We start from the raw sequence: 21422 nt of genomic DNA, 5'->3' as shown, positions 1-21422 counted from the left end.
TAGAACGGTCAGGGAAATTTTCAAATTTAGAAATTGTGATTTCCAATTAGTTTCTACCAATCAATACTTACTTAACTACCAAAACTATTATTAAATGATTACGCATCGTTCATGCAGCGCTATGCTCTTTCTTTTACCCCTCTTTTTATCTTGTGTTAACACAAGAAAGGCTACAAACTTTAATAATTTGGCTGATAGCACAATCGAGTACAAGACGGAAAACCTCGAACCGGTAATTCAGAAAAATGACATCTTGAGCATTTCTGTAAGCAGTGTGAATGCTGAAGCTACAGTCCCCTTCAATTTATATGCTAAAACAACTTCTCAAGGCAGCGTAAATGCAGGTACAGCCTCACAAAGCAATGGCTTTTTAGTAGATCAAGACGGCAGCCTGCAGTTTCCAATGTTGGGAAGAATAAAAGCAGCAGGCTTAACAAAAAAACAGTTGAAAAGTATTATTACCAGAGAATTAATACAAAGAAATCTTTTGTTTGATCCTGTTGTTGACATTCGATATTTAAATTATAAAGTGACTGTTCTGGGTGAAGTAATACATCCATCAGTGTTTAATGTGCCAAGCGAAAAAATTACCCTCCTTGAAGCCTTAGGGCTTGCCGGCGACCTGACACCATACGCAAGACGCGATAACATTCTAATTCTACACGAAGTCGAAGAAGGCAAGAGAGTGGCAAAGCGAATTAATCTAAATGATAATGAATTATTGACGTCTCCATACTACTATCTAAAGTCAAATGATGTAGTATATGTTGCGGCAAATGAAGCTAAGGTGGCAAGTGCCAGTACCACGAAACAATGGCTTCCTGTGTTTATCAGCAGCCTCTCATTTATTGCAATTGTGGTAGATCGATTAACCAGATAATTTATAAATATAACGACATGGACGCGAAAAAGCCGGTTATTTCAAAGAAGGAAAAGGGAGTTGTTGAGCGATTAGTATACAGTTATTTACCTTACTGGCCCCTGTTTGCCCTACTACTAGTGGTATTCTTAGTCGCCGGAAGTTTTTACCTATACCTCACCAAACCCGTCTATGAAATATCTGCTGATATACTAATTAAAGACGAGAAAAAAGGAGCTGATGATTCGAAAATACTAGATGCTCTAAATATTTATTCTTCTAATAAGATTGTCGAAAATGAAATTGAAGTTATTCAATCTAGAGAATTACTAAAGAAGGTGGTAAATAGTTTAAGTCTTTATGCTCCTGTTTTTGAGGCCACACCTTTAGTTTCCTATTCCGCTTTTACTTCGTCACCCGTTACGGTCGAATTAGCCGATCCAAATATGATAGTGGAAGTTGTAGAAAGAGTTGATTTTACTTTTAACGAAGTAAATAAGACTGTTGATATAGGGGACAAAACCTACCCTTTAAATCAATTCGTTACTACTTCATTTGGGACAGCCAAATTTAATATTAACCGATACTTTAAAACACAAACTACCAACCGTTTATACTTTTCTCTGGTTCCGCCAAAACAAGCTCTTAATCGCCTTATTCTAAATCTAAATGTATCTCCGATAAATAAGCTTTCGTCTGTAATTCATTTAACTATTAAGGATGAAGTAACTCAACGAGGTAAAGAGATATTAAACCTTCTTATTAGTGAGTATAACCAGGCTGCAATAAATGACAAAAACCTTTTGACCTCGAATACACTTTCATTTGTGGAAAGCCGCATTAAATACGTAGTTAGAGAGCTCGATTCAATTGAAAATCAATTGCGAAAATTTAAGACTGACAAAGGAGTTGTTGATATAGGTGAGCAAGGACGACTTTACTTACAGAATGTAGGTGATAACGACCGTAAAATGACCGAGGTAAATATGGAGATGGCAATGTTAAATGAAGTTGAAAAATATGTGCAGGCCAAGGATAATCAAATAGGCATAGTACCTTCTGTAACTGGGTTAAAAGATCCCTTGCTTGCGCAATTATTACAAAGGTACTACGATACCCAAATGCAATATGAAAGATTAAGAAAGACGATACCAGGAGGAAATCCAATAATGTTTTCTCTGCGAAATGAAATTGACAAAATGAAGCCGACGATTTTGGAAAATATCCAAAACCAAAGGGTAAGCGTGCACGCAAGAAAAAGCAATTTAAGTGCAAGCACCGGCACATACAATTCTATGCTTCAATCAATCCCCGGAAAGGAAAGAGATTTGTTGAATATAAGCCGACAACAAACTATAAAAAATGCGGCTTATTCCTTCTTATTGCAGAAGAGAGAGGAAACAGCATTAGCAAATGCAGCTACTGTTGCAGATAGTAGAATTATTGATCACCCGGATGCATCATTTCTGCCCGTCAGCCCAAAGGTGTGGCTAATATTCTTAGGGGCATTTGCGCTTTCAATGATTTCGGGGCTAGTTTTTATAAGTGGAAAAGAATTGCTAACAAACAAAATTTTATTTCGTACCGACATTGAAACTATTACAAACGCTCCAATAGTGGCCGAAGTAATTAGAGTTAAGGGGAAGAAAAATTCTTTTATCATAAATAATACTATTAAACAGACTGCATCAATTGAGCAATTCCGACACCTTAGAGCTAATCTAGGTTTAAACAACAGGCAACTGCAAAATAAAAGGATACTTGTTACCTCAAGCATTGCTTCTGAAGGGAAGACTTTTATCAGTAATAACCTTGCATTAAGTATTGCTAACTCAGGTAGAAAGGTAGTATTAATCGATTTCGATTTGCGAAATCCTAAAACCTCAGGCTGGTATAAAAAATCAGTCGATAAAGGAATTGCGGATTTTTTGGAAAGAAGTGAACAAGAAATTGATGACATTATTTACAAAACCGATCACTCGGAACTCTTTTTGATACCTGCAGGCAACTCCAGAAGTAATCCCACTGAGTTGCTGTTGAATTCGGATTTGAGTAAACTATTTGACTATCTCAACAACATTTTTGATTTTATAATCATTGATTCTAGCCCCATTGATCCTGTTACTGATGCTTATATACTTTCTGAATATTGTAGCTCCACTTTATTTGTTGTAAGACATGATTTCACAACAAAAGCGATGGTAGAACTATTAGATGCAAGTAATAAAGTAAATGCTCTTCGCAACGTATCTATTGTTTTTAATGGAATTAAGCCTAGGGGTTTCTTAAGGAAGAGATATGGTAGTGGGTTCGGTTATGGACTTAAAAAGGTATATAGTGACAGCGTTTATGAAGGGCGAAGCGCGGCTGGTAACGTTTAAACACTTTTTTCCTTTTCCCTAAAATTTTCGTTCTAAACTTTCTGCTTAACTACCAACTGTAGCTAGGTTGGGCGAAGCCCATTCTTTAAGATAAAGATCCCTTAAATGCAAAAAAGCTGAGGGAACTGATAGATCGGTGTTGAACAACGGCGATAGGAAATGGGAAGCGTAACGCATCGTTTGTACACGCTTCCACTATTCAGCCGCCTACATACTGCAAGATTTTGTTGAACCTTAACCTGGCGCCACTTGTAGCCCAGCTAAGCGAAGCTTATTCTCTTAAAAGAACCACTAAATTAAAGAAAATAATTATGTTAACACGCAAGAACTGGTTTGCTATTTATACCATGCCCAGGTGGGAAAAGAAAATAGCTGAAACCCTGAGCCGGCAAGATATAACAGTCTATTGTCCTCTTAATTCCGTATTAAGACAATGGAGTGATCGTAAAAAAATAGTTCGAGAACCTCTGTTTTCTTGCTACGTTTTCGTCAAGGTAGATGAGCGGGAAATGATTAAGGTTAAAGAAATTGAGGGGGTGGTCAAATTTGTCAGTTGGTCCAATACACCTGCGGTTATAAGAGATGTAGAGATTGAAATTATAAAAAAATTTTTAGATGAACACACCAACGTTAAATTGGAAAAGCTGGATATTGGCGTTAATGATTTGGTTCGTATTGAAAGTGGATTATTAAATAAACGTGAAGGAAGTATAATCTCCATCAAGAGTAATTCAGTTACAGTAGTTCTTCCTGCTTTAGGTTATCAAATGACAGCAGAAGTTGAAAAATCTAATGTAACGGTTCTTGCAAGGTCGCAAAGAGCAGGTGCCCAAAGACACGTGTCCAGTTTCCATTAAATATTTGTTTACTCTTTCATTCTACCCTAACAAGACAATCAAGAGATGAGATTGCTCTTCAATTTAAACAAATTAAAAAGCATTCAGATGAAGATATTAGTTACCGGAAGTGCGGGCTTTATTGGCTTTCATTTAAGCATTGCCTTGCTAAAAGAAGAACACGAAGTAGTCGGTCTGGATAATATAAACAACTACTATGACGTCAACCTAAAATATGCACGTCTGAATGAAACTGGAATTGATACAACAGAAATTGCTTGGAATAAAGAAGTGAGAAGCACCAAATATAAACTCTACAGGTTTATTAAATTAAATCTCGAAGATAAAAGGGAGTTAATGGCATTTTGTAAAAAAAATAATTTTGATGTTGTTATTAACCTTGCAGCACAAGCAGGAGTGAGGTATTCAATATTAAATCCAGACGCCTATATACAATCTAACCTTGTAGGCTTTCTTAATCTGTTGGAGGTTTGCCGACACAATAAGGTTAAGCATTTAATTTATGCAAGTTCTTCAAGCGTTTATGGTTTAAATGAACAAATACCATTCTCTGTTGAGCATAACACTAATCACCCGGTTTCACTTTATGCTGCTACAAAAAAAGCCAATGAATTAATGGCTCATTCGTACAGCTACCTGTACCATTTACCTACAACAGGGCTGCGCTTTTTTACAGTATATGGCCCATGGGGCCGGCCGGACATGGCTTATTTCCTTTTTACTGATTCTATATTGGCGGACAAGCCTATCCCGGTTTTCAATTATGGTAAAATGAAAAGAGATTTTACCTATATCGATGATATAGTAGAAGGTATAGTTAATGTACTTGAGAAACCTGCTACCTCCAACAAAAAATGGAATGGTAAACAACCAGGTCCTTCTTCATCCATTGCCCCATACTCTGTTTACAACATAGGAAATAATAAACCTGTAGAGTTGATGGTCTTCATAAAGGAGCTCGAAAAAAATATAGGCAAAAAAGCAAGAATAGAAATGAAAGGAATGCAGCCCGGTGATGTAATTGCCACCTGGGCGAATGTGGATGATTTGATAAAGAAGTTTAATTACAAGCCTGAGACTACAATACAAAGCGGATTAAAAAGGTTCATTGATTGGTATAAAAGCTATTACGGGGTTGAAGAAGAAGCAACGGCAATGCTTGCAAATGCTTAAGAACGCTAATGGAATAATGCACCTTAATAAATAAGCTTTCATAAAAGATCAGTTTTTTATTAGTAGTAACCTTATCAACTTATCACCATCCTTTAATTAAACTGTTATAAAAGCCATGACCGCATGACCCCAGATCATAAACTCACTAGTCGCACTTTTTCCGGGTTCATTTATTTGCTTTCTGCAAGTGGTATTCAGGTGTTTCTGAAAATAGGGGTGCTTGCAGTTTTAGCCCGTCTTATAAGTCCAAAGGAGTTTGGCTTAGCCGGTATAGCTATAATTATAGTTGAGTTCTCAAAGTTGTTTACACAGATGGGGGTGGGTCCCGCTATAGTACAACGAAAGGAATTGGAAGACAGGCACCTAACTACAGGCTTTACGATTTCCTTGTGCATGGGTCTTCTTTTTGCCGGCGTCTTGCTGCTCGGCGCTCCTGTACTGGAAGTTTTTTTTCGTATGGAGGGGCTGGCTCCTGTACTAAGGGCTGTTTCAATAGTTTTCTTTGTCGATTCAATTACTCTTATAGGCCAGGCACAGATGCAGCGCAATATGAAGTTTAAAGTAATTGCTGCCCTTGACGTTATATCTTATGCTGTTGGTTACGGAGCGGTTGGTATAAGCTTAGGATATTTAGGTATGGGTGTATGGGCCCTGGTTATTGCAAATATATCCCAAGCCGTTTTATATGCCGCTTTAGTGATGATTGTTCAACCGTTCTCAAAGCGTCCGCGATTTAACTATAGCGCATTCAAAGAATTAATACGTTTTGGTGGGGGGCATACGCTTGCAAGAATAGGAAATTACTTAGCTGTTCAAGGCGATAACCTGGTTGTAGGAAGAACACTTGGGGCTGCTTCATTAGGTATTTACGGACGTGCTTATCAGTTCATGGTTATGCCCTCAAGTCTTTTCGGTAATACATTAGACAAAGTATTGTTTCCTGCAATGTCAAAAGTGCAGGACGATAAACAAAAGCTTATGAAAGCTTATTTGACAGGAACTAGCCTTATTGCATTGATTGCAATTCCTATCAGTGTCTTGTTTGTATTTCTGGCTCCCGAAATCATACTAGTATTGTTAGGCCCACAATGGACAGAGGTAATAAATCCATTTAGAATACTTGCTTGCAGTCTCCTTTTCAGAATGAGTTATAAAATGAGTGACTCTCTTGCCAGGGCAACCGGTGCGGTTTACAGAAGGGCATGGAGACAATTGATATACGCAGGAGCAGTGTTCATAAGCTCATATATCGGACATTTTTGGGGTCTTAATGGTGTAGCCTGGGGTGTAGCGTTAACTTTAGTAGGCAACTTTTTAATGATGAGTCAATTAAGTATCAAACTGATTGGTAGTACTTGGCTCGACCTGGTTAAGGCTCATACTCACGGAATTCTTTTAGGAATAACAACAGGTGTCTTTAGTTATTTCATTGTTACTATAAGCCGGCAATTCAACACCTTGTATGTAACTCTATTGTGCACCGGAGTAGGAGTAATGGTTTTATTGTTTTTAGTCATTGGGTTATTCCCAAGTTTTTTTATCAGGAGTGACCATAAAGCATTAGTTGAAAAACTCATTCTTAAACGGTTTAAAAAAATATCTGTTCAAGTTGTATGAATGAAATAACATTTACACCAAATCCGTCCACGACTATTTCTGCAAGTAATCTCCCGGTCAGGAAAGTACCATTAATAGATGATCTTCTAACGTTGCTTCATGCCCAAAGGATCAGCTATTGTCATTGGAAAAGTAATGAACATTTAGATGCTTCAATGACCGCTGATACAGATCTTGACATACTCTTTAATGAAAACCAGAAAGACGAACTGGAAGTTCTGTTGATGAAGTTAGGCTTCAAGAAATTTGATTCGATCAGGCAAAAACAGTACAAGGATATAGAAGATTTTATTGGGTTGGATTTACATTCCGGTAAGGTGGTTCATTTGCATTCACATTACAGGTTAACCCTGGGCGAACCTTATTTAAAAAGCTATCAACTCGATCTGCATAATAAGATTTTGGAAGGTAGGGTTTGGGATGATGAATTCGGGATATACCGTTCTGATCCTAATATGGAATTAATACTTCTTTTTATAAGAGAAGCTTTAAAAATAAGGAACAGGGACGTGATTAAGATGTATCTGAAAAACAAAATATACTATTCAGCAAATCTTATCAGGGAATATAATTGGTTGAAACAGCGGTGTTCAAATGAGGATATAGAAACAATACTTAAAGGCATATTCACCAATTACCTGCCCGTGTTTTTCATTGTCTTCGGTAAATTTAATCGTATTGAACTGCTTAAGTTATCTGTAATAATTAAAAAAGAATTTAGCAAATACAGGCAGTTCACGCCCTTAAGCGCTCTCGCCAGGCGGTGGTACAGAGAGGTAAGTGTAAAATTCTATAGAAAAACGTCCAGGCTTCTTAATCGCCCCATAATGTCACATAGAATTAACCCGCGCGGGGGTCTTATTATCGGGGTAGTGGGAGCAGACGGATCAGGTAAATCAACAGTTACTGCTAACCTGCATAAGACGTTCGAAAAAAAGCTCGACGTTTATAAAATTTATTTTGGTAGGGGAGCCGGAAGAGTATCATTACCAAGAAAGATACTTTTTGGTTTTAAGAAATTGTTCGTCAGGAATCAGTCTCAAAAGCAAAGCAAAGAATCGTGCAAAAAAGTTTCAGGCGCAAGAAAGGGATTTATTGCAAATGTTTACAAGTGTATAGAGGCACTTATTGTGGCCAATGAAAAACGCAATAATCTTGCTTTGATGCAGGTGGCCAAAAAGAAAGGAATGCTTGTAATATGCGATAGGTTTCCCCAGAATCAAGTGATGGCTTATAATGACGGTCCTCTGCTTAATCATCTTTCTACATCCCGCAATATCCTTTTTAGGGCTGTAGCTAAAAAAGAAGCCCGTGCTTATGCCTTGGCAGAAGCCAGCCCCCCGGACGTATTGTTTAAATTAATTGCTGGTGCAGAAGTAGTAGAAGCCCGCAAGCCAGGAGAACATTCCCTGGAAACGCTTCAGAAAAAAATAGCAGGTTTTAGAAACCTGAAAGTTTCAGAAAAATGCAAGGTTGTTAGTGTAGATGCAGCTCAACCCTTAGAAGAGGTGCTTTTTATTGCCAAAAAAGAAATATGGGCTTCTTATCTCTAATAGATCTATTACAATGCTTAACAATTACAAGTTTGTAGACAGGCCTCACGGCAAAAAGATCTTAAAGCAAAAAGCGTATACAATTGAATTTGTAGGTCCTCCTGGTGCTGGTAAGACTACAAGTTGCAAATGTTTATCGGGCTTGCTTGAGAGTAATGGCTACACGGTATGTACATGGCAGGATATGAAGGACTATATAAGAAAAATGGCGTTTATTGAAAAGTGTATACTGGTATTAAAGCTTGTCTTATGTAGAGGTCAATCTTTAATACTCTATATGATATCTCTCGCGAATAACAGAATTTATAGCACAAATTCAATTTACAGATACATTAGATTAACACTTTTTGACCTTGCCCTAGAACAAATAAAAAAGAACGGAAAAATTGATGTTGTGTTGCTTGATCAATGGACTATCCAAGAGATGTGGTCAGCTACTATATTTAGGGCCAAGTCGTATAGCAGTATAAGCAAAAGTTTATCGAGGTTTTATTTTAGAACTGATGTCATTTACTATTTCGATATTGATGTAAACACTGCAGCAGAAAGAATAGAGATGCGGCCTACAAAGACAAGCAGGTTTGACCGAATGGCACCAGAGAAAAGGATACAAGAATTGGAAAAATATACCTCTTACCTGTTCCAGCTTTTCGAGAGTTCTGAATGCGTGCAGAAATACTTGTTCTCAGGCAACAACAGCCCCGAAAGAAACGCAGCGCTGGTTGCCGAGCATTGTAAAATGAATTACCAGTTCAACTAAAACGCCTGTATGATATTAATTGTTTTAGCCCTTCTTTTAATAGTATCATTTTTAATTGATACCAGGCCATTCCCATACCTGCTAATGTTATTTTTTGTCTTCTACGACATGTTTGATGGCTTTTATAAAGACGATAAAATTTTTGCAGTTTTACGTTACTTAGTACCGTTAACGTTGGTGCTGTTCTACATTATAAAGTATAGAATAGTAAAGCACATAGAATTTATTTTTGTTGTTCTGGTGTCGTATCTCCTTTTGTTATGGCTACTAAACCCCGGGGATCAGATTATAACTGCAAAAAGTGTATTGCCTGTAATTATTACATTATTAATGATTCCTGTAGGCATTCACTTCGGTAAAAGCAATAATGTGCTTACAGGTTTTAAGAAGTACAACCGGCTACTGTTGATTGCACTGCCACTTTATATAATCTATGCAAATAAAGTAGGTATAGCCGGGTTTTATTCTGATGCATTCTCTACTGGTTTTCTAATTACTTCAAGATTATATGTCATTCCTATCATCGTTTTTTTAGCTATTCATTATGCTCTTACTGACAAAGACAAAAACCGGTATCTTCAAGTAGTTGATGTATCATTTATTCTCATAAATGTTTGTATGCTCTTATTAAGTACAAGGCGAACTACCTTATTAATGCTTGCTGCAGCAATAATGATTTATGCGCTCTTCAATAAAAAGTTATTCTTAAAGATGTTGATGCTGGTTTTTATCTTAATATCCGCTTTGATCATTAGCTTTCCCCTCTACCAGGAACGCCTTATGGGGCAGCTTGAGAAAAGGGAGCGCATAGAAAATCTAAATAGTTTGGAGGAGGAAGGGAGATATTTAGAAACCTTTTACTTAATTGATTATCATAGAAAGAAAAGGGATCCTGCCGAGATACTATTTGGAGTGAATTTATTTGATACTTATGCTTTCGGTACGAGATATTTTGGTAGAGACAGGCCTATCCATAGTGATATTAACATGATAATTTTTAGTACAGGAATAGTAGGTATGTTTCTTTTCATTTTGTTTTTTAGCCATTACTTTTTTAAAGGAAATAATATAATGTCGCAAGAAAACAAGAAATTGTTTTATCCACTATTATTTAACTTTTTGATCGTCTTGATACCTGGACGTTTTATTGGAACGCTTAGTTTCCCCCCCCTCCTTATGCTATTATTATCAGCATTAAAATATGGCGAACAATATTCGGAAGTGCCCCAGGCCGAAGAAGATGAGCACGCGGTGGTATACGCGGGTTAGTTGAACCTTGTACTTGCATTTTTGCCCCCACAGTCAAAGAAATCATATTCTAATAAAGTCAATTTTTTAATAACCCAAATCTTTAAGCCATGTGCGGAATAGTTGGTAGTATAAATCATAATTTATCTAATAAAGTAGTTCAGCTTATCCGCCACCGTGGTCCAGATGAATTCGGTCTGAAAAAGTTTAGGATTGACTCTTGTTCGGTTCAATTATTTCATCACCGTCTGTCAATATTGGATTTAAGCAGCAATGGGAGCCAGCCAATGATGTCGTCGGATGAACAGGGGGTCATTATTTTTAATGGCGAAATCTATAATCACGTCCAGCTTCGCAGTACTCTTAGCAACGTGCATTTTAAAGGTCATTCTGATACAGAAACTCTTGTAAATTTTTGTCGCAATGAGTGTACCCCTAATTCATTGGCAAGACTTAACGGGATTTTCAGTTTTGCCTATGTAGATATTATCGACAAGAAGATTTACCTGGCACGAGACCGTTTCGGCGTAAAGCCTTTGTATTATTACTTCAAGGATAATGAATTTCTCTTCTCTTCAGAGCTAAGAACTATTATAAGCGAAGTAGAGCCGCGGTATTCTATTGGTGCAGTTACAACTGCCCTTCAATTTCGACATGTCCCCCCGCCCCAGACATTGTTAAAGGATATATTTAAGGTTGAGCCAGGGCAACTAATTACCATTGATTTAAATGATACACTTTCAATTTCGAGAAGCTATTATGCTGATTTGCCAAAGAAGAAAGGATTGATTAATGGCACTAAAAAACAATTGGTTGTTGAGTATGGACAACTTCTTGAAAAGGCTGTGGAAAGACAATTACTTTCGGATGTTGAAGTCGGCATTTTTCTTAGTGGAGGTGTTGACTCTTCGCTTATAGCTGCTATTGCAAAAACAAAAGTGGAAAATATTAAAGGCTTCACGGTTGGCTTTGACGATAAATTACTCGATGAGCGGGGAAGCGCAAGTAAAACTGCTGCTTACCTTAAATTAGAGCATTATACAGAAGAAGTAAAGTTTGGTAATTTCTTTGAAGAGTTTGAGCACATTGTAAACATCATAGAAGAGCCGGCAGATACGGGTTCTATATTTCCAATGTACACGTTGTCTAAATTAGCTGCTTCAAAAGTAAAGGTAGTTTTGAGTGGTCAAGGTGCGGATGAACCTTTGGGCGGCTACACTAAGTATAAAGCTTTGCCCGCTATTGATTTTTTAATTAAAGCTCCTATTTTACCCCGTCTTTTCCGGTTTTGTTCTAAATATATCAAACACCGTGATTTACGCCGAGTTTTTTCTTCAGTAGGAACCTCAAGTAACCTACATGCTTATTTTGAATTCAATAGCCTTTTCGGAGAGCATGCTTTAAATAAGCTAATGAATAAAAATGAAGTTGAAGTAGTGTCTTCAAAATACTACTCCGCTCTAGGTAATCATTATGCTGTTTTAAAAAGTAAAAATAATCTTCCGCTTTATCGTAGCGACCTCTTTCCATATCTTGATACGAGAACAAAACTCTCCGAAACGCTTTTAAACTATACTGATAAAATTACAATGCATTTCGGCTTAGAATGCCGTGTTCCTATGCTTGACAATGAATTGGTAGAATTTATCGAATCACTGCCGAGGGAATATCGATATAGTTTTAGGAATGGTAAGATTATACATAAAGCCTTCGCCCGCGACTACCTTCCTGAAGAAATGATCAACCGTAAGAAGCTGGCTTTTCACGGCCCATCAAAAGAGTATATTAGAAAGAGTTCGAGCGATATTAAAGAATGGCTTATAAGAAATGATAACCAATTCTTCTGGAAAATATTTGATAGGGGAGCAATTTTACACCTCGTTGATGAACATACGCGCTTTGGTAATAAAGAAAAAGAACTTATTTTAATAATTAGCACTCTGCTGTTGACCAATAAGATAAATAAAAGTGTTCCCTCGGTATTAGCGGTATTATAAAATCCAAAGTGTGATTTATGTCGCTTCCGACCCTCCTCGTATACGTGCGGTATTATCATGTCTAAAATGAGGCGAAGTTTCTTTTTAAAAATTCAATATTTAATTATGAGAGTACTTTTTGTGTGTGGTGGTAATATTAAAAGCTTTGAGATTATTCCTTTTATCAAGGAACAAGGCGAGTCGTTGAAAGAACAAGGAATTATAGTAGATTATTTCCCGGTCGTTGGTAAGGGCTTCTTAGGCTACTTGAAGGCGGGTATGCAAATTAGAAAACATCGGAAGAAAAATAAGTATGATCTCATTCATGCCCACTTTACTTATTCCGGGTGGGCAGCAGTAATAGGCGCTGGTAAAACACCTGTTGTCTTATCACTATTGGGCAATGATGCCTACGGCGAGTACATTGGTGTAAACAAAGTTCGTTTAAGTAGCAGAATCTCTACTTTTTGTACTTTGCTGATACAGCCTTTTGTAAAAGCAATTATTTCTAAGTCTAAGAACATAGAAAAATATGTATATCTAAAGCATAAGTCTTGGATTATTCCTAACGGAATTAACAAGCAAAAGTTCGATGCAGAAAGAGTTGTCGGAAATGAAAGTTCAAGTGTAATAAACGAAAAAGAAAGCGTCTTATTTCTGGGAAACAAAAACGATATTAGAAAAAATTATCCACTGGCAGAAGCTGCTGTTTCAAAATTACGTTTGCCTAATGTTGAACTTATAAATCCCTATCCTGTTGCGCATGAAGAAATACCAAAATATTTAAGCAACGCAAGTGTTCTTGTAGTTCCATCTTTAATGGAAGGTTCACCTAATGTGGTAAAAGAAGCCATGGCATGCAATTGCCCGATTGTTGCGACAGATATGGGAGATGTAAAATGGGTTTTGGGGGATACAGAAGGTTGTTATGTATCTAGTTTTGATGTGGATGATTTTGCAAAAAAAATAGAGTGCGCTCTACACTTTTCAAAGACAAATGGGAGAACTAAGGGAAAGCAAAGGATTTTGAGTCTAGGCTTAGATTCAGAGACTATTGCACACAGAATTATTGGGATATATAAAACAGCTATTGGCTAGCATCTAATTTTCTTGCTTCAATTCCTCGAATGTTAGCATTTAAAACAAGGTCAAAAATTAAAACAAATGTTATGGGCATACTTGTAAGAAGGCGTAAAGAAAAGGTATTGATTGATATCAAACATCCTGCTCAACTTAACTTGTTTAAAGGACTATCAAAACAGTTAAAAGATGAAAATTGGGAAGTTACAATTTCCTACCTGAAAAGAGGCAAACTGCCTAACATTATCGAAACTGAATACGCTGGCTTCAATACAATTCCTGTTGGTAGCAGCAAGGGCACCAGGTTATCTATCCTGTGGCATGGCAATGTAAGAAGGATGTTTACTTTTTTAAATCTTATCAGGAAAAACAAATACGACATTTGTATAGCTGCCAGCAGCATTCCACTTGCAATCGCCTGTAAAATTTCTGGCACTCCTATTATTCAATTTTACGATGATCCTGAAAGAAAAGGAGTTAATAGGTTAAACGAAAGGTTTTCAAATCAGCTCTTCTTTCCGCCAATAGTGGAGAAGACAAACAAGACTTCTATTTTCAATTGTCTTAAAGAATGGAGTTACCTGAGCCCAAGAAGATTTAATCCGGTTTCCACCACCCTCAACAAGTACAGTCTGACACCTAATGAATATGTTTTTATTAGGGAAGTAAGCAATAAGTCATTCAATTACTATAACCAGGAGGATGCTATTATCAGTTCCTTTTGCGAAAAGATAAATGCAAATACTAAAGTGGTTTTATCATTAGAAGATAAAAGTATTACTAATAGATTTCCTAAATCCTGGACTATTCTCGAAGAGCCTGTCGAAGACATTCACTCCTTAATTTATTACTCTAAACTAGTAGTGTCTTCAGGAGACAGTATGGCAAGAGAAGGTGCGATGTTAGGTATTCCAAGTGTTTATTGTGGCATAAGAAAAATGAAAGCGAATGAATTACTGATGAAACAGGGAATACTAAAACACCTTCGGGGTGAAGAAGCAGTCACATGTATCAACCAAACAATTGACGACCCCTTTGATAAAGGGGGGCAAATAAAAGTAAGAAACGGATTGCTTGAAAGTTGGGATGATATGACGGAATTTATGAGACATCAAATTAACCAGTATAAAATCGTTATAAAATGAGAATTTCAGTTTTCGGATTAGGATATGTTGGATGTGTGAGTTTGGGATGTCTTGCGAAGAATGGCCACGATGTCATCGGAGTTGATGTCAGTTCTTTTAAAGTAGAACTTATTAATAGCGGAAAGCCAACAATTTTAGAAAAGGACATTGATGTCATAATTAAGGATGGATATGAACAAGGTAGAATATCCGCAACAACCTGTGCGGATGAGGCGGTTAACAATACTGATTTAACTATAATTTGTGTAGGTACGCCATCATCTCCTCATGGCCATTTAGATCTTTCATACATCTACAAAACGGCGGAGCAGGTAGGTAAGGCAATACAAAAAAAGACAACCTTCCATACAGTAGTTATAAGAAGTACTGTGTTGCCCGGAACAAATCAAAAGTTCGGAGAAATTATGGAAGAGAGCTCACATAAGAAAAGAGGAACGAGCTTTTCTGTAGTATCAAATCCTGAGTTTTTAAGAGAAGGTTTTGCAATACGCGATTATTATCATCCTTCAATTACTGTTATTGGCGGAGACCATGACTATGCCATCGAAAAAGTAGCTTCTATCTATCGGGGTTTAGATGCACCTATAGAAATTACGGATATTAAAATTGCAGAGATAATCAAATATGTAAACAATTCTTATCATGCCTTAAAGATAGCTTTTGCAAACGAAGTAGGGAATGTATGTAAAGCAGTCTCCATCGACTCTCATAAGGTAATGGAACTGTTTTGTAAGGATACACGCTTAAATATTTCAACTTCTTATTTTAAGCCGGGATTTGCTTATGGAGGTTCTTGTCTCCCAAAAGACTTGAAAGGATTTGTGACATTAGGACACGATAACTACTTGTCTACTCCTGTTTTAGGATGTATAAATAACTCAAATGAGAACCAAAAGAAGATAGCTTTTGAAATGGTAGAAAAGACGGGTAAAAGAAATATTTGTTTTGTGGGTCTAAGCTTTAAAGAAGGCACAGATGATTTAAGGTACAGCCCTTCTGTTGACCTTGCAGAAATGCTTATTGGTAAAGGATATCATGTTACTATCTACGATGAAAATGTTCGCCTTTCAAAACTTATTGGTGCTAACAAAGCTTACATAAATGAACGCTTACCTCATTTATCTTCATTAATAAGTAATGATCTTAAAAGGGCAATAAAACAAAATGACGTAGTAGTTATAAACCATAAAAATTTTGATGCAGCAAAATACGGGCACCTATTAAAAGAAAAGGAAGCTGTCATAGACCTGGTTCGTATAAACGAAATTGAGTACTTGCCAAATTATGAAGGTTTATGTTGGTAAGACCCGTTCTATTTCTCTAGGCGTCTTACTTCATACTTTTCCAAGTCTGTAACCTTTATTCTCTTTAATTAGATTTAAATGCTACTCCAATCAGCAACCTTTCTTTTAGGTCTTTTAATGCCACTATTATCTTTTTAGAAGATCATTTTGCTCCCCGTTTCTAATCTGTATTTATTTTAACTATCTAAGAAAGGTTCTTCCTATTCAAAGAACATTTTGCCGTTTAGAAGGTAAGCTTTCATTGCCCTATCGCCCTTAGCGAACAGTTATTAGTCCTTATTCAATATCGTACAATTATCCTACTAATCGATACAACACAGCCTTAAAATTATTCTTCTATAATCTTTAATATATGTTTTATGATTACCCTAAAAATAAAAACTCCGTTTTATTTTCAAGAGGATGTTCTGACAATTACTACGGCCTTTATTATGTCTGTTTTCTTTTTTTGGCACTACAACTTTTCTAGAATTGAATGTATTATACTATCGTGTTTTATCTTTTTCTGGGCTTTATTAGAACATGTAAGAAAAGTATATTTCTCAAAAATGGATAGTGCAATTAGTAAGTGGACGGCTAACTATATAAAAGCATATGGTTTATTTGTTGCAACGATACTGTTATTCTATATACTAATTCCTATTCCTATTGTAAATAAAAAGGGAATAGCAGCTATATCAATTGTCATTCCCATTCTTGATATTTTAGTTTATTCTGCATTTATTAGTTTAAAAGCTTTCATAGGAAAAACTGAGGAACGTGTCAATTATACTTTAATTGCAGGTACCGGAACTATAGCAAAAATTGTTGAAGAACAGCTTTACTCACGTAAGGTGGCTGGGTATCAAATTAAAGGGTTTATTAATTGCGCTAGTAAAGAGGTTTGTACAATAGGTCATGAAAAAATAGTTAGTAATTTAAAGGATATTCAGCAATATTTACAAGAGAACAGAGTCGATGAGATTGTTATTGCTTTACCCATCGAACAGACAAAAAAAATACAGAATATTATTTCTGCTGCCGACTATCATGGTATTCGAGTGAAGTATGTCTTTGATTACAAACACATTTTCGGAGAAAATTGCAGATTAACAAGATTAGGCCAGGTCAATGCAATAAATGTTCGCCAGTTACCAGTGGAGGGACTATTAGCTTCTTTTAGTAAAACTTTATTTGACAGAACATTTTCTGCAGCGGTTTTACTTTTTTTGTTTCCGTTGTTTATAATTCTTTCTATCTTAATCAAGCTAGAGTCTCCGGGGCCAGTCTTTTATTGCCCAATGAGGATAGGAAGAGCAGGGAAGCCTTTTAAAGTATTTAAGTTTAGAAGTATGCGCCAGAGCGACACTTCTACCGGTGGTACTTTGTCCACGGAAAAAAACGACGCCAGAATTACCACGCTCGGTAAAATAGTACGAAAATATAGTTTGGATGAGCTGCCGCAGTTTCTTAATGTATTATTAGGACATATGAGTGTAGTAGGTCCAAGGCCGCACAGGCAGTTTCTCAATAAACAACTTCAGCAATGTGTTTACCTCTATATGGTTAGACACTATGTAAAACCCGGCATAACAGGATGGGCTCAGGTTAATGGTTGGAGAGGTCCAACGGATACAGAACAACAGAAAAATGAACGGACACGCCACGATTTATGGTATATTGAAAATTGGTCGTTTTTACTGGATCTGAAAATTATCTTCCTAACTGTTTTTAGTAGTAAGGTGCATAGTAATGCTTTTTAGAGTCTCCCTCTCCACAACTTAAAAATCAACCACTTCTTTTAAACGCTCTTCAACATTTCGGTACTAGTAGCTCGTCAACGATCGACGGTGAACACAAAATCTACATGAATATTAAATCATACTTATAAATTTAAAATAATAGCCATGAAAAAACTTATCCTCATCTTACTACTAGCGATTCCTGCATTTGAATTAGCTGCTCAAACAGTATTTCCATTTGGCTCTTCCTGGAAGTACCTCGATGACGGCTCAAACCAAGGGTCTGCATGGACTGGTCTTAACTATGACGACAGCAACTGGAAGAGCGGTACCGGAGAACTGGGTTATGGGGATGGGGATGAAAGTACAGTAATAAGCTATGGTTCTAACCCAAGAAAAAAACACATAACTACTTACTTCAGAAGGATAGAACATTGTGGCGATCCTTCTTTTTTTTCTTCCTTTTTATCGGAAATAAAAAGGGATGATGGGGTGGTGGTATACTTGAATGGTGTGGAGATTTTCCGTGACAATATGCCTGCTGGCCCACTCTCTTATAACACCTTTGCAGCGTCCCTTAGTAATGACCGTAGCAATATTAGAAGCTTTACTACAAGTGCCTCTTTGGTTTTAAAAGGAAACAATGTTATTGCCGTTGAAATTCATCAATTTACCCATAGCAGCAATGACATCAGTTTTGATATGCGTGTAACTGCAAATCCTGTAGTAAGCGATCCTACCTCAATTCCTTTTAGCTCTTGGTGGAAGTACCTTGATGACGGGTCCAATCAGGGCAATTCCTGGACTGGAATATCTTTTTCGGATGCGAGTTGGAAAAGCGGACCGGCTATACTTGGCTATGGAAATAGGAATGAAAGCACTGTTGTAAGTTTCGGCCCCGATCCTAACAACAAATACATTACTACGTATTTTAGACGGACTATTTCGTTGCAAAATCCTGAAGCTTTTAAAAAATATAGTTTTAGTGTAAAGAGGGATGATGGAGTAATAGTTTATATAAACAGTAAAGAAGTATATCGTAATAATATGCCTTCTGGCCCTATATCTTATACAACCCTTGCACTTGGTTCTGTTGACGAAAACGGCTTGCTACGAACCTTCAACATTAACGCATCGGCCTTTACAACAGGCATTAACGTAGTTGCAGTAGAAATTCATCAATCAAATCCTACCAGTACTGATATAGCTTTCGACTTAAGCCTGGAAGGATTTGTAGAACCACCTGAACAAGCCAGGATTATTAGTGGGCCTTTTATTGAAAAAATAACTGAGACAACAGCCTCTATTAGATGGACAACGAATCTCCCTACCGATTCAAAAGCAGAAGTGGGTACAATTTATGGAAATTATATAGTTTCTGCTACCGATAATAATATTGCAACCGAACATCAATTACAAGTAGCCGGATTACTTAAAAATACAAAGTACTATTATCGTATCGGTGCAAGTACAAGCGGGTGGCTGGTAGGTAGTGTACTAGACTTTTTTACAACAGCTTCAACTGATGGGACTTCGCGAAACTCTAACATAGATGTAACCCCTGCTAAAATTGTTGGACAAAGCAAGGGATTAGACACCAAGGATGGAGATATTAAATCAATAAAAGATCCGGGAATTAAACTCTTTCCCTCATTAATTAAAAAAGGTAAAAGTGTTACGATTCGTGCATCTACGCGGGAAATATTGGACGCCTTTTTATTGGACGCGAATGGACGTTTAATTCACTCATTTAAAATTTTAAACACTATTTACCTTGATACGAAGGACTTGCCTGCCGGTGCGTATTTTGTAACTTTTAGAAATAAAAGTAAAATAAGGACGCACAGGTTTGTTGTTGCAAATTAAAAAATTAGGCCGCGAGTCTTGATGTTTCATAAACTCCATCTTAAGAAAACCCGCTTTGATTTAGCGCACATCTTGAACCTGCCGGGTTGGTAACAGCATCTTGTGGAATGTTGGTGTTAACTATAATCAGCCTGAAGTCTGGGAAACCCTTTCTTATCAAATGATAGTAAAACGTACCTCCGTATTTTCTAGGGATACCTTTAATACTGAGCAAAAAAGGACAAAAAATTAATATGAGAAATAGGTAATTTTCTTTTTAGAAAAGATAATCACTTTCTATCTAAATGTACTTCTTATGAACAACAAGCTTCTCGTTTTCTCAACCGATGCTTTTTTGCCGTCCCTGTGATTATGTATAAATCGAATGGCACTTCCTGTCCCTGTTAAAAGTATCTGGAATTGTACTTTAATTTTAAAGACTCAAGTGTTTTATAAGGAACAAATGCTCTCACGTTACTACTATAGGAATTCACTTTTCATGAAAAGCGAATAGGCCAATTTGTGTCTCATGGTTTAGCACTTACTAATTTTTCTTTTATCAACATCTCTATATCCAAATAATTCGGGGCGTATTCTAATTCTTATTATGCGCTTTATTACACTCAATCCTAAAGCCTCCTCTTATGAAGAAGGGTACTCTTATTTTGCTGTTTTCTGTACTGACTTCGATTTCTTTGGCTCAATTTGCCATTACACCGTTATCATCGATACCGATAGCAAGTAGTACCGGTGAAAAACCACAAGCAAAAGTTTGGACCTATGCCGGCAAGCATTGGTGTATTTTGGCAAGTGCTGACGGTTTAAATGTATGGCGATTGGATGGTGCGGTATGGGCTAAAATTTTAAACCTTGCCTCTGGAAGTTCCGCAAAACCGGATGTGAAGGTGGTAGGCAATGTCGCTCATATCTTTGTTTATAAAGGCACAAGTTCCGTTTTGTATTCAATAGAATATGATGGTGCTACAGGCCAATACAAAAGCTGGGCTCAAAGAAAGGCCAGGGTGGATATATCCCTTGATGCAGGGGTTCAAACAGGCACAATTGATATAGATGGCACAGGGAAAATGTGGCTTGCTTCAGATGCAAAAACAACTGTAAACGTTCGTTGGAGTGCTCCGCCTTACTCTACCTGGAGTGCACCTATTTCAATAGGTGCAGGAGTGATAGATTCTGATATATGTGCCGTAGTGGCGTTACCAGGCAAAGTGGGCCTTCTATGGTCTAATCAAACTACAAAGAAGTTTTTGTTTAGAACCCATTCTGATACAGATCCTCCTTCTACCTGGTCTGTTGAGGAAACGCCCGGGTATGATGCGTCATTACAGAATATTGGAAAGGGTTTGGCTAACAACTTTATTAATATAAAGGCCGCCCCCGACGGGAAGTTGTTTTGTGCTATTAAAACAAATTATAATACAGCAAACCAAATACAAAATGGCCTGTTAGTACGGCAGGCAAACGGATTATGGGATCCTATTTATCCCATTACATTAAATGAAGGAACGACCCCTATTGTACTTTTAAATCCGACTATTAATAAGGTAAAAGTTGTTTATACCGCTAGTAATGGAAATATTGTTTATAAAGAATCATCAACATCCTCTATTTCTTTTGGTCCTGCAAATGTACTAATTAGTGGTGTTTATGATAACTCTACAAGTGTAAAGGGCACTTACGGTTCTGATGGTGTTGTGGTCCTTGCCTCAAACGCTACACAGGCAGTAAGTATATTAGGACTCGATAACCAAAATGTTTCTCCTACACTTACTTCGGTAACTATTGCATCCAATAATGCAACACCAGCACTGGCCAAAACAGGAGATGTGGTTACTCTGAGCTTTACGGCTTCTGAGGCCATTAATCCTCCTGTAGTAAATATTGC

General features: G+C 37.0%; 15 protein-coding genes. All 15 read left to right on the top strand.

Features of this window, described 5'->3' with window-relative positions:
* Positions 1-187: 187 nt before the first annotated feature.
* Positions 188-880, top strand: a complete 693-nt coding sequence (locus JWR87_RS04455; RefSeq protein ID WP_297816092.1) for a polysaccharide biosynthesis/export family protein — start codon at positions 188-190, stop codon at positions 878-880.
* 17 nt (positions 881-897) lie between these two features.
* Positions 898-3240 (top strand): tyrosine-protein kinase, encoded by a 2343-nt coding sequence (locus JWR87_RS04450; protein ID WP_297816090.1) that lies wholly within the window; start codon positions 898-900, stop codon positions 3238-3240.
* A 227-nt stretch (positions 3241-3467) separates the two neighbouring features.
* Positions 3468-4097 carry a UpxY family transcription antiterminator gene (locus tag JWR87_RS04445; RefSeq protein ID WP_297816088.1) on the top strand — a complete coding sequence of 210 codons (630 nt, stop codon included), beginning with the start codon at positions 3468-3470 and terminating at the stop codon, positions 4095-4097.
* An 87-nt stretch (positions 4098-4184) separates the two neighbouring features.
* The gene (locus tag JWR87_RS04440; RefSeq protein ID WP_297816086.1) at positions 4185-5270 is read left to right on the top strand and encodes an NAD-dependent epimerase; all 1086 of its coding nucleotides are present in this window, start codon (positions 4185-4187) and stop codon (positions 5268-5270) included.
* A gap of 123 nt (positions 5271-5393) precedes the next feature.
* A complete protein-coding gene (locus tag JWR87_RS04435) occupies positions 5394-6887 on the top strand; it encodes a lipopolysaccharide biosynthesis protein (RefSeq protein ID WP_297816085.1) in 1494 nt (497 codons plus the stop codon).
* Positions 6884-8440 (top strand): hypothetical protein, encoded by a 1557-nt coding sequence (locus tag JWR87_RS04430; protein ID WP_297816083.1) that lies wholly within the window; start codon positions 6884-6886, stop codon positions 8438-8440. The genes JWR87_RS04435 and JWR87_RS04430 overlap by 4 nt, the downstream gene beginning before the upstream one ends.
* A 13-nt stretch (positions 8441-8453) precedes the next feature.
* Positions 8454-9200: a hypothetical protein gene (locus JWR87_RS04425; protein WP_297816081.1), complete on the top strand. Its 747-nt coding sequence runs from the start codon at positions 8454-8456 to the stop codon at positions 9198-9200.
* 9 nt (positions 9201-9209) lie between these two features.
* Positions 9210-10469, top strand: coding sequence for a hypothetical protein (locus JWR87_RS04420; RefSeq protein ID WP_297816079.1), 1260 nt, complete (start codon positions 9210-9212; stop codon positions 10467-10469).
* Between the two features lie 89 nt (positions 10470-10558).
* A complete protein-coding gene (gene asnB, locus JWR87_RS04415) occupies positions 10559-12445 on the top strand; it encodes an asparagine synthase (glutamine-hydrolyzing) (protein ID WP_297816077.1) in 1887 nt (628 codons plus the stop codon).
* 105 nt (positions 12446-12550) lie between these two features.
* Complete coding sequence (locus tag JWR87_RS04410; protein ID WP_297816075.1) at positions 12551-13522, top strand: glycosyltransferase family 4 protein; 972 nt, start codon at positions 12551-12553, stop codon at positions 13520-13522.
* A gap of 71 nt (positions 13523-13593) precedes the next feature.
* Positions 13594-14649, top strand: a complete 1056-nt coding sequence (locus JWR87_RS04405; RefSeq protein ID WP_297816073.1) for a DUF354 domain-containing protein — start codon at positions 13594-13596, stop codon at positions 14647-14649.
* Positions 14646-15953: a nucleotide sugar dehydrogenase gene (locus tag JWR87_RS04400; RefSeq protein ID WP_297816071.1), complete on the top strand. Its 1308-nt coding sequence runs from the start codon at positions 14646-14648 to the stop codon at positions 15951-15953. The genes JWR87_RS04405 and JWR87_RS04400 overlap by 4 nt, the downstream gene beginning before the upstream one ends.
* A 359-nt stretch (positions 15954-16312) precedes the next feature.
* Positions 16313-17695, top strand: a complete 1383-nt coding sequence (locus JWR87_RS04395; RefSeq protein ID WP_297816068.1) for an exopolysaccharide biosynthesis polyprenyl glycosylphosphotransferase — start codon at positions 16313-16315, stop codon at positions 17693-17695.
* Between the two features lie 144 nt (positions 17696-17839).
* Positions 17840-19540, top strand: a complete 1701-nt coding sequence (locus JWR87_RS04390; protein ID WP_297816066.1) for a T9SS type A sorting domain-containing protein — start codon at positions 17840-17842, stop codon at positions 19538-19540.
* 623 nt (positions 19541-20163) lie between these two features.
* A partial coding sequence (locus JWR87_RS04385; protein ID WP_297816063.1) for a hypothetical protein occupies positions 20164-21422 on the top strand: 1259 nt, incomplete at its 3' end.

The organism is Segetibacter sp. (assembly GCF_025963695.1).
In the GTDB taxonomy this organism is placed as follows: Bacteria; Bacteroidota; Bacteroidia; order Chitinophagales; family Chitinophagaceae; genus Segetibacter.
Note: the sequence above shows the minus strand (reverse complement) of the source record. Positions and strands in the feature narration are given on the sequence as shown.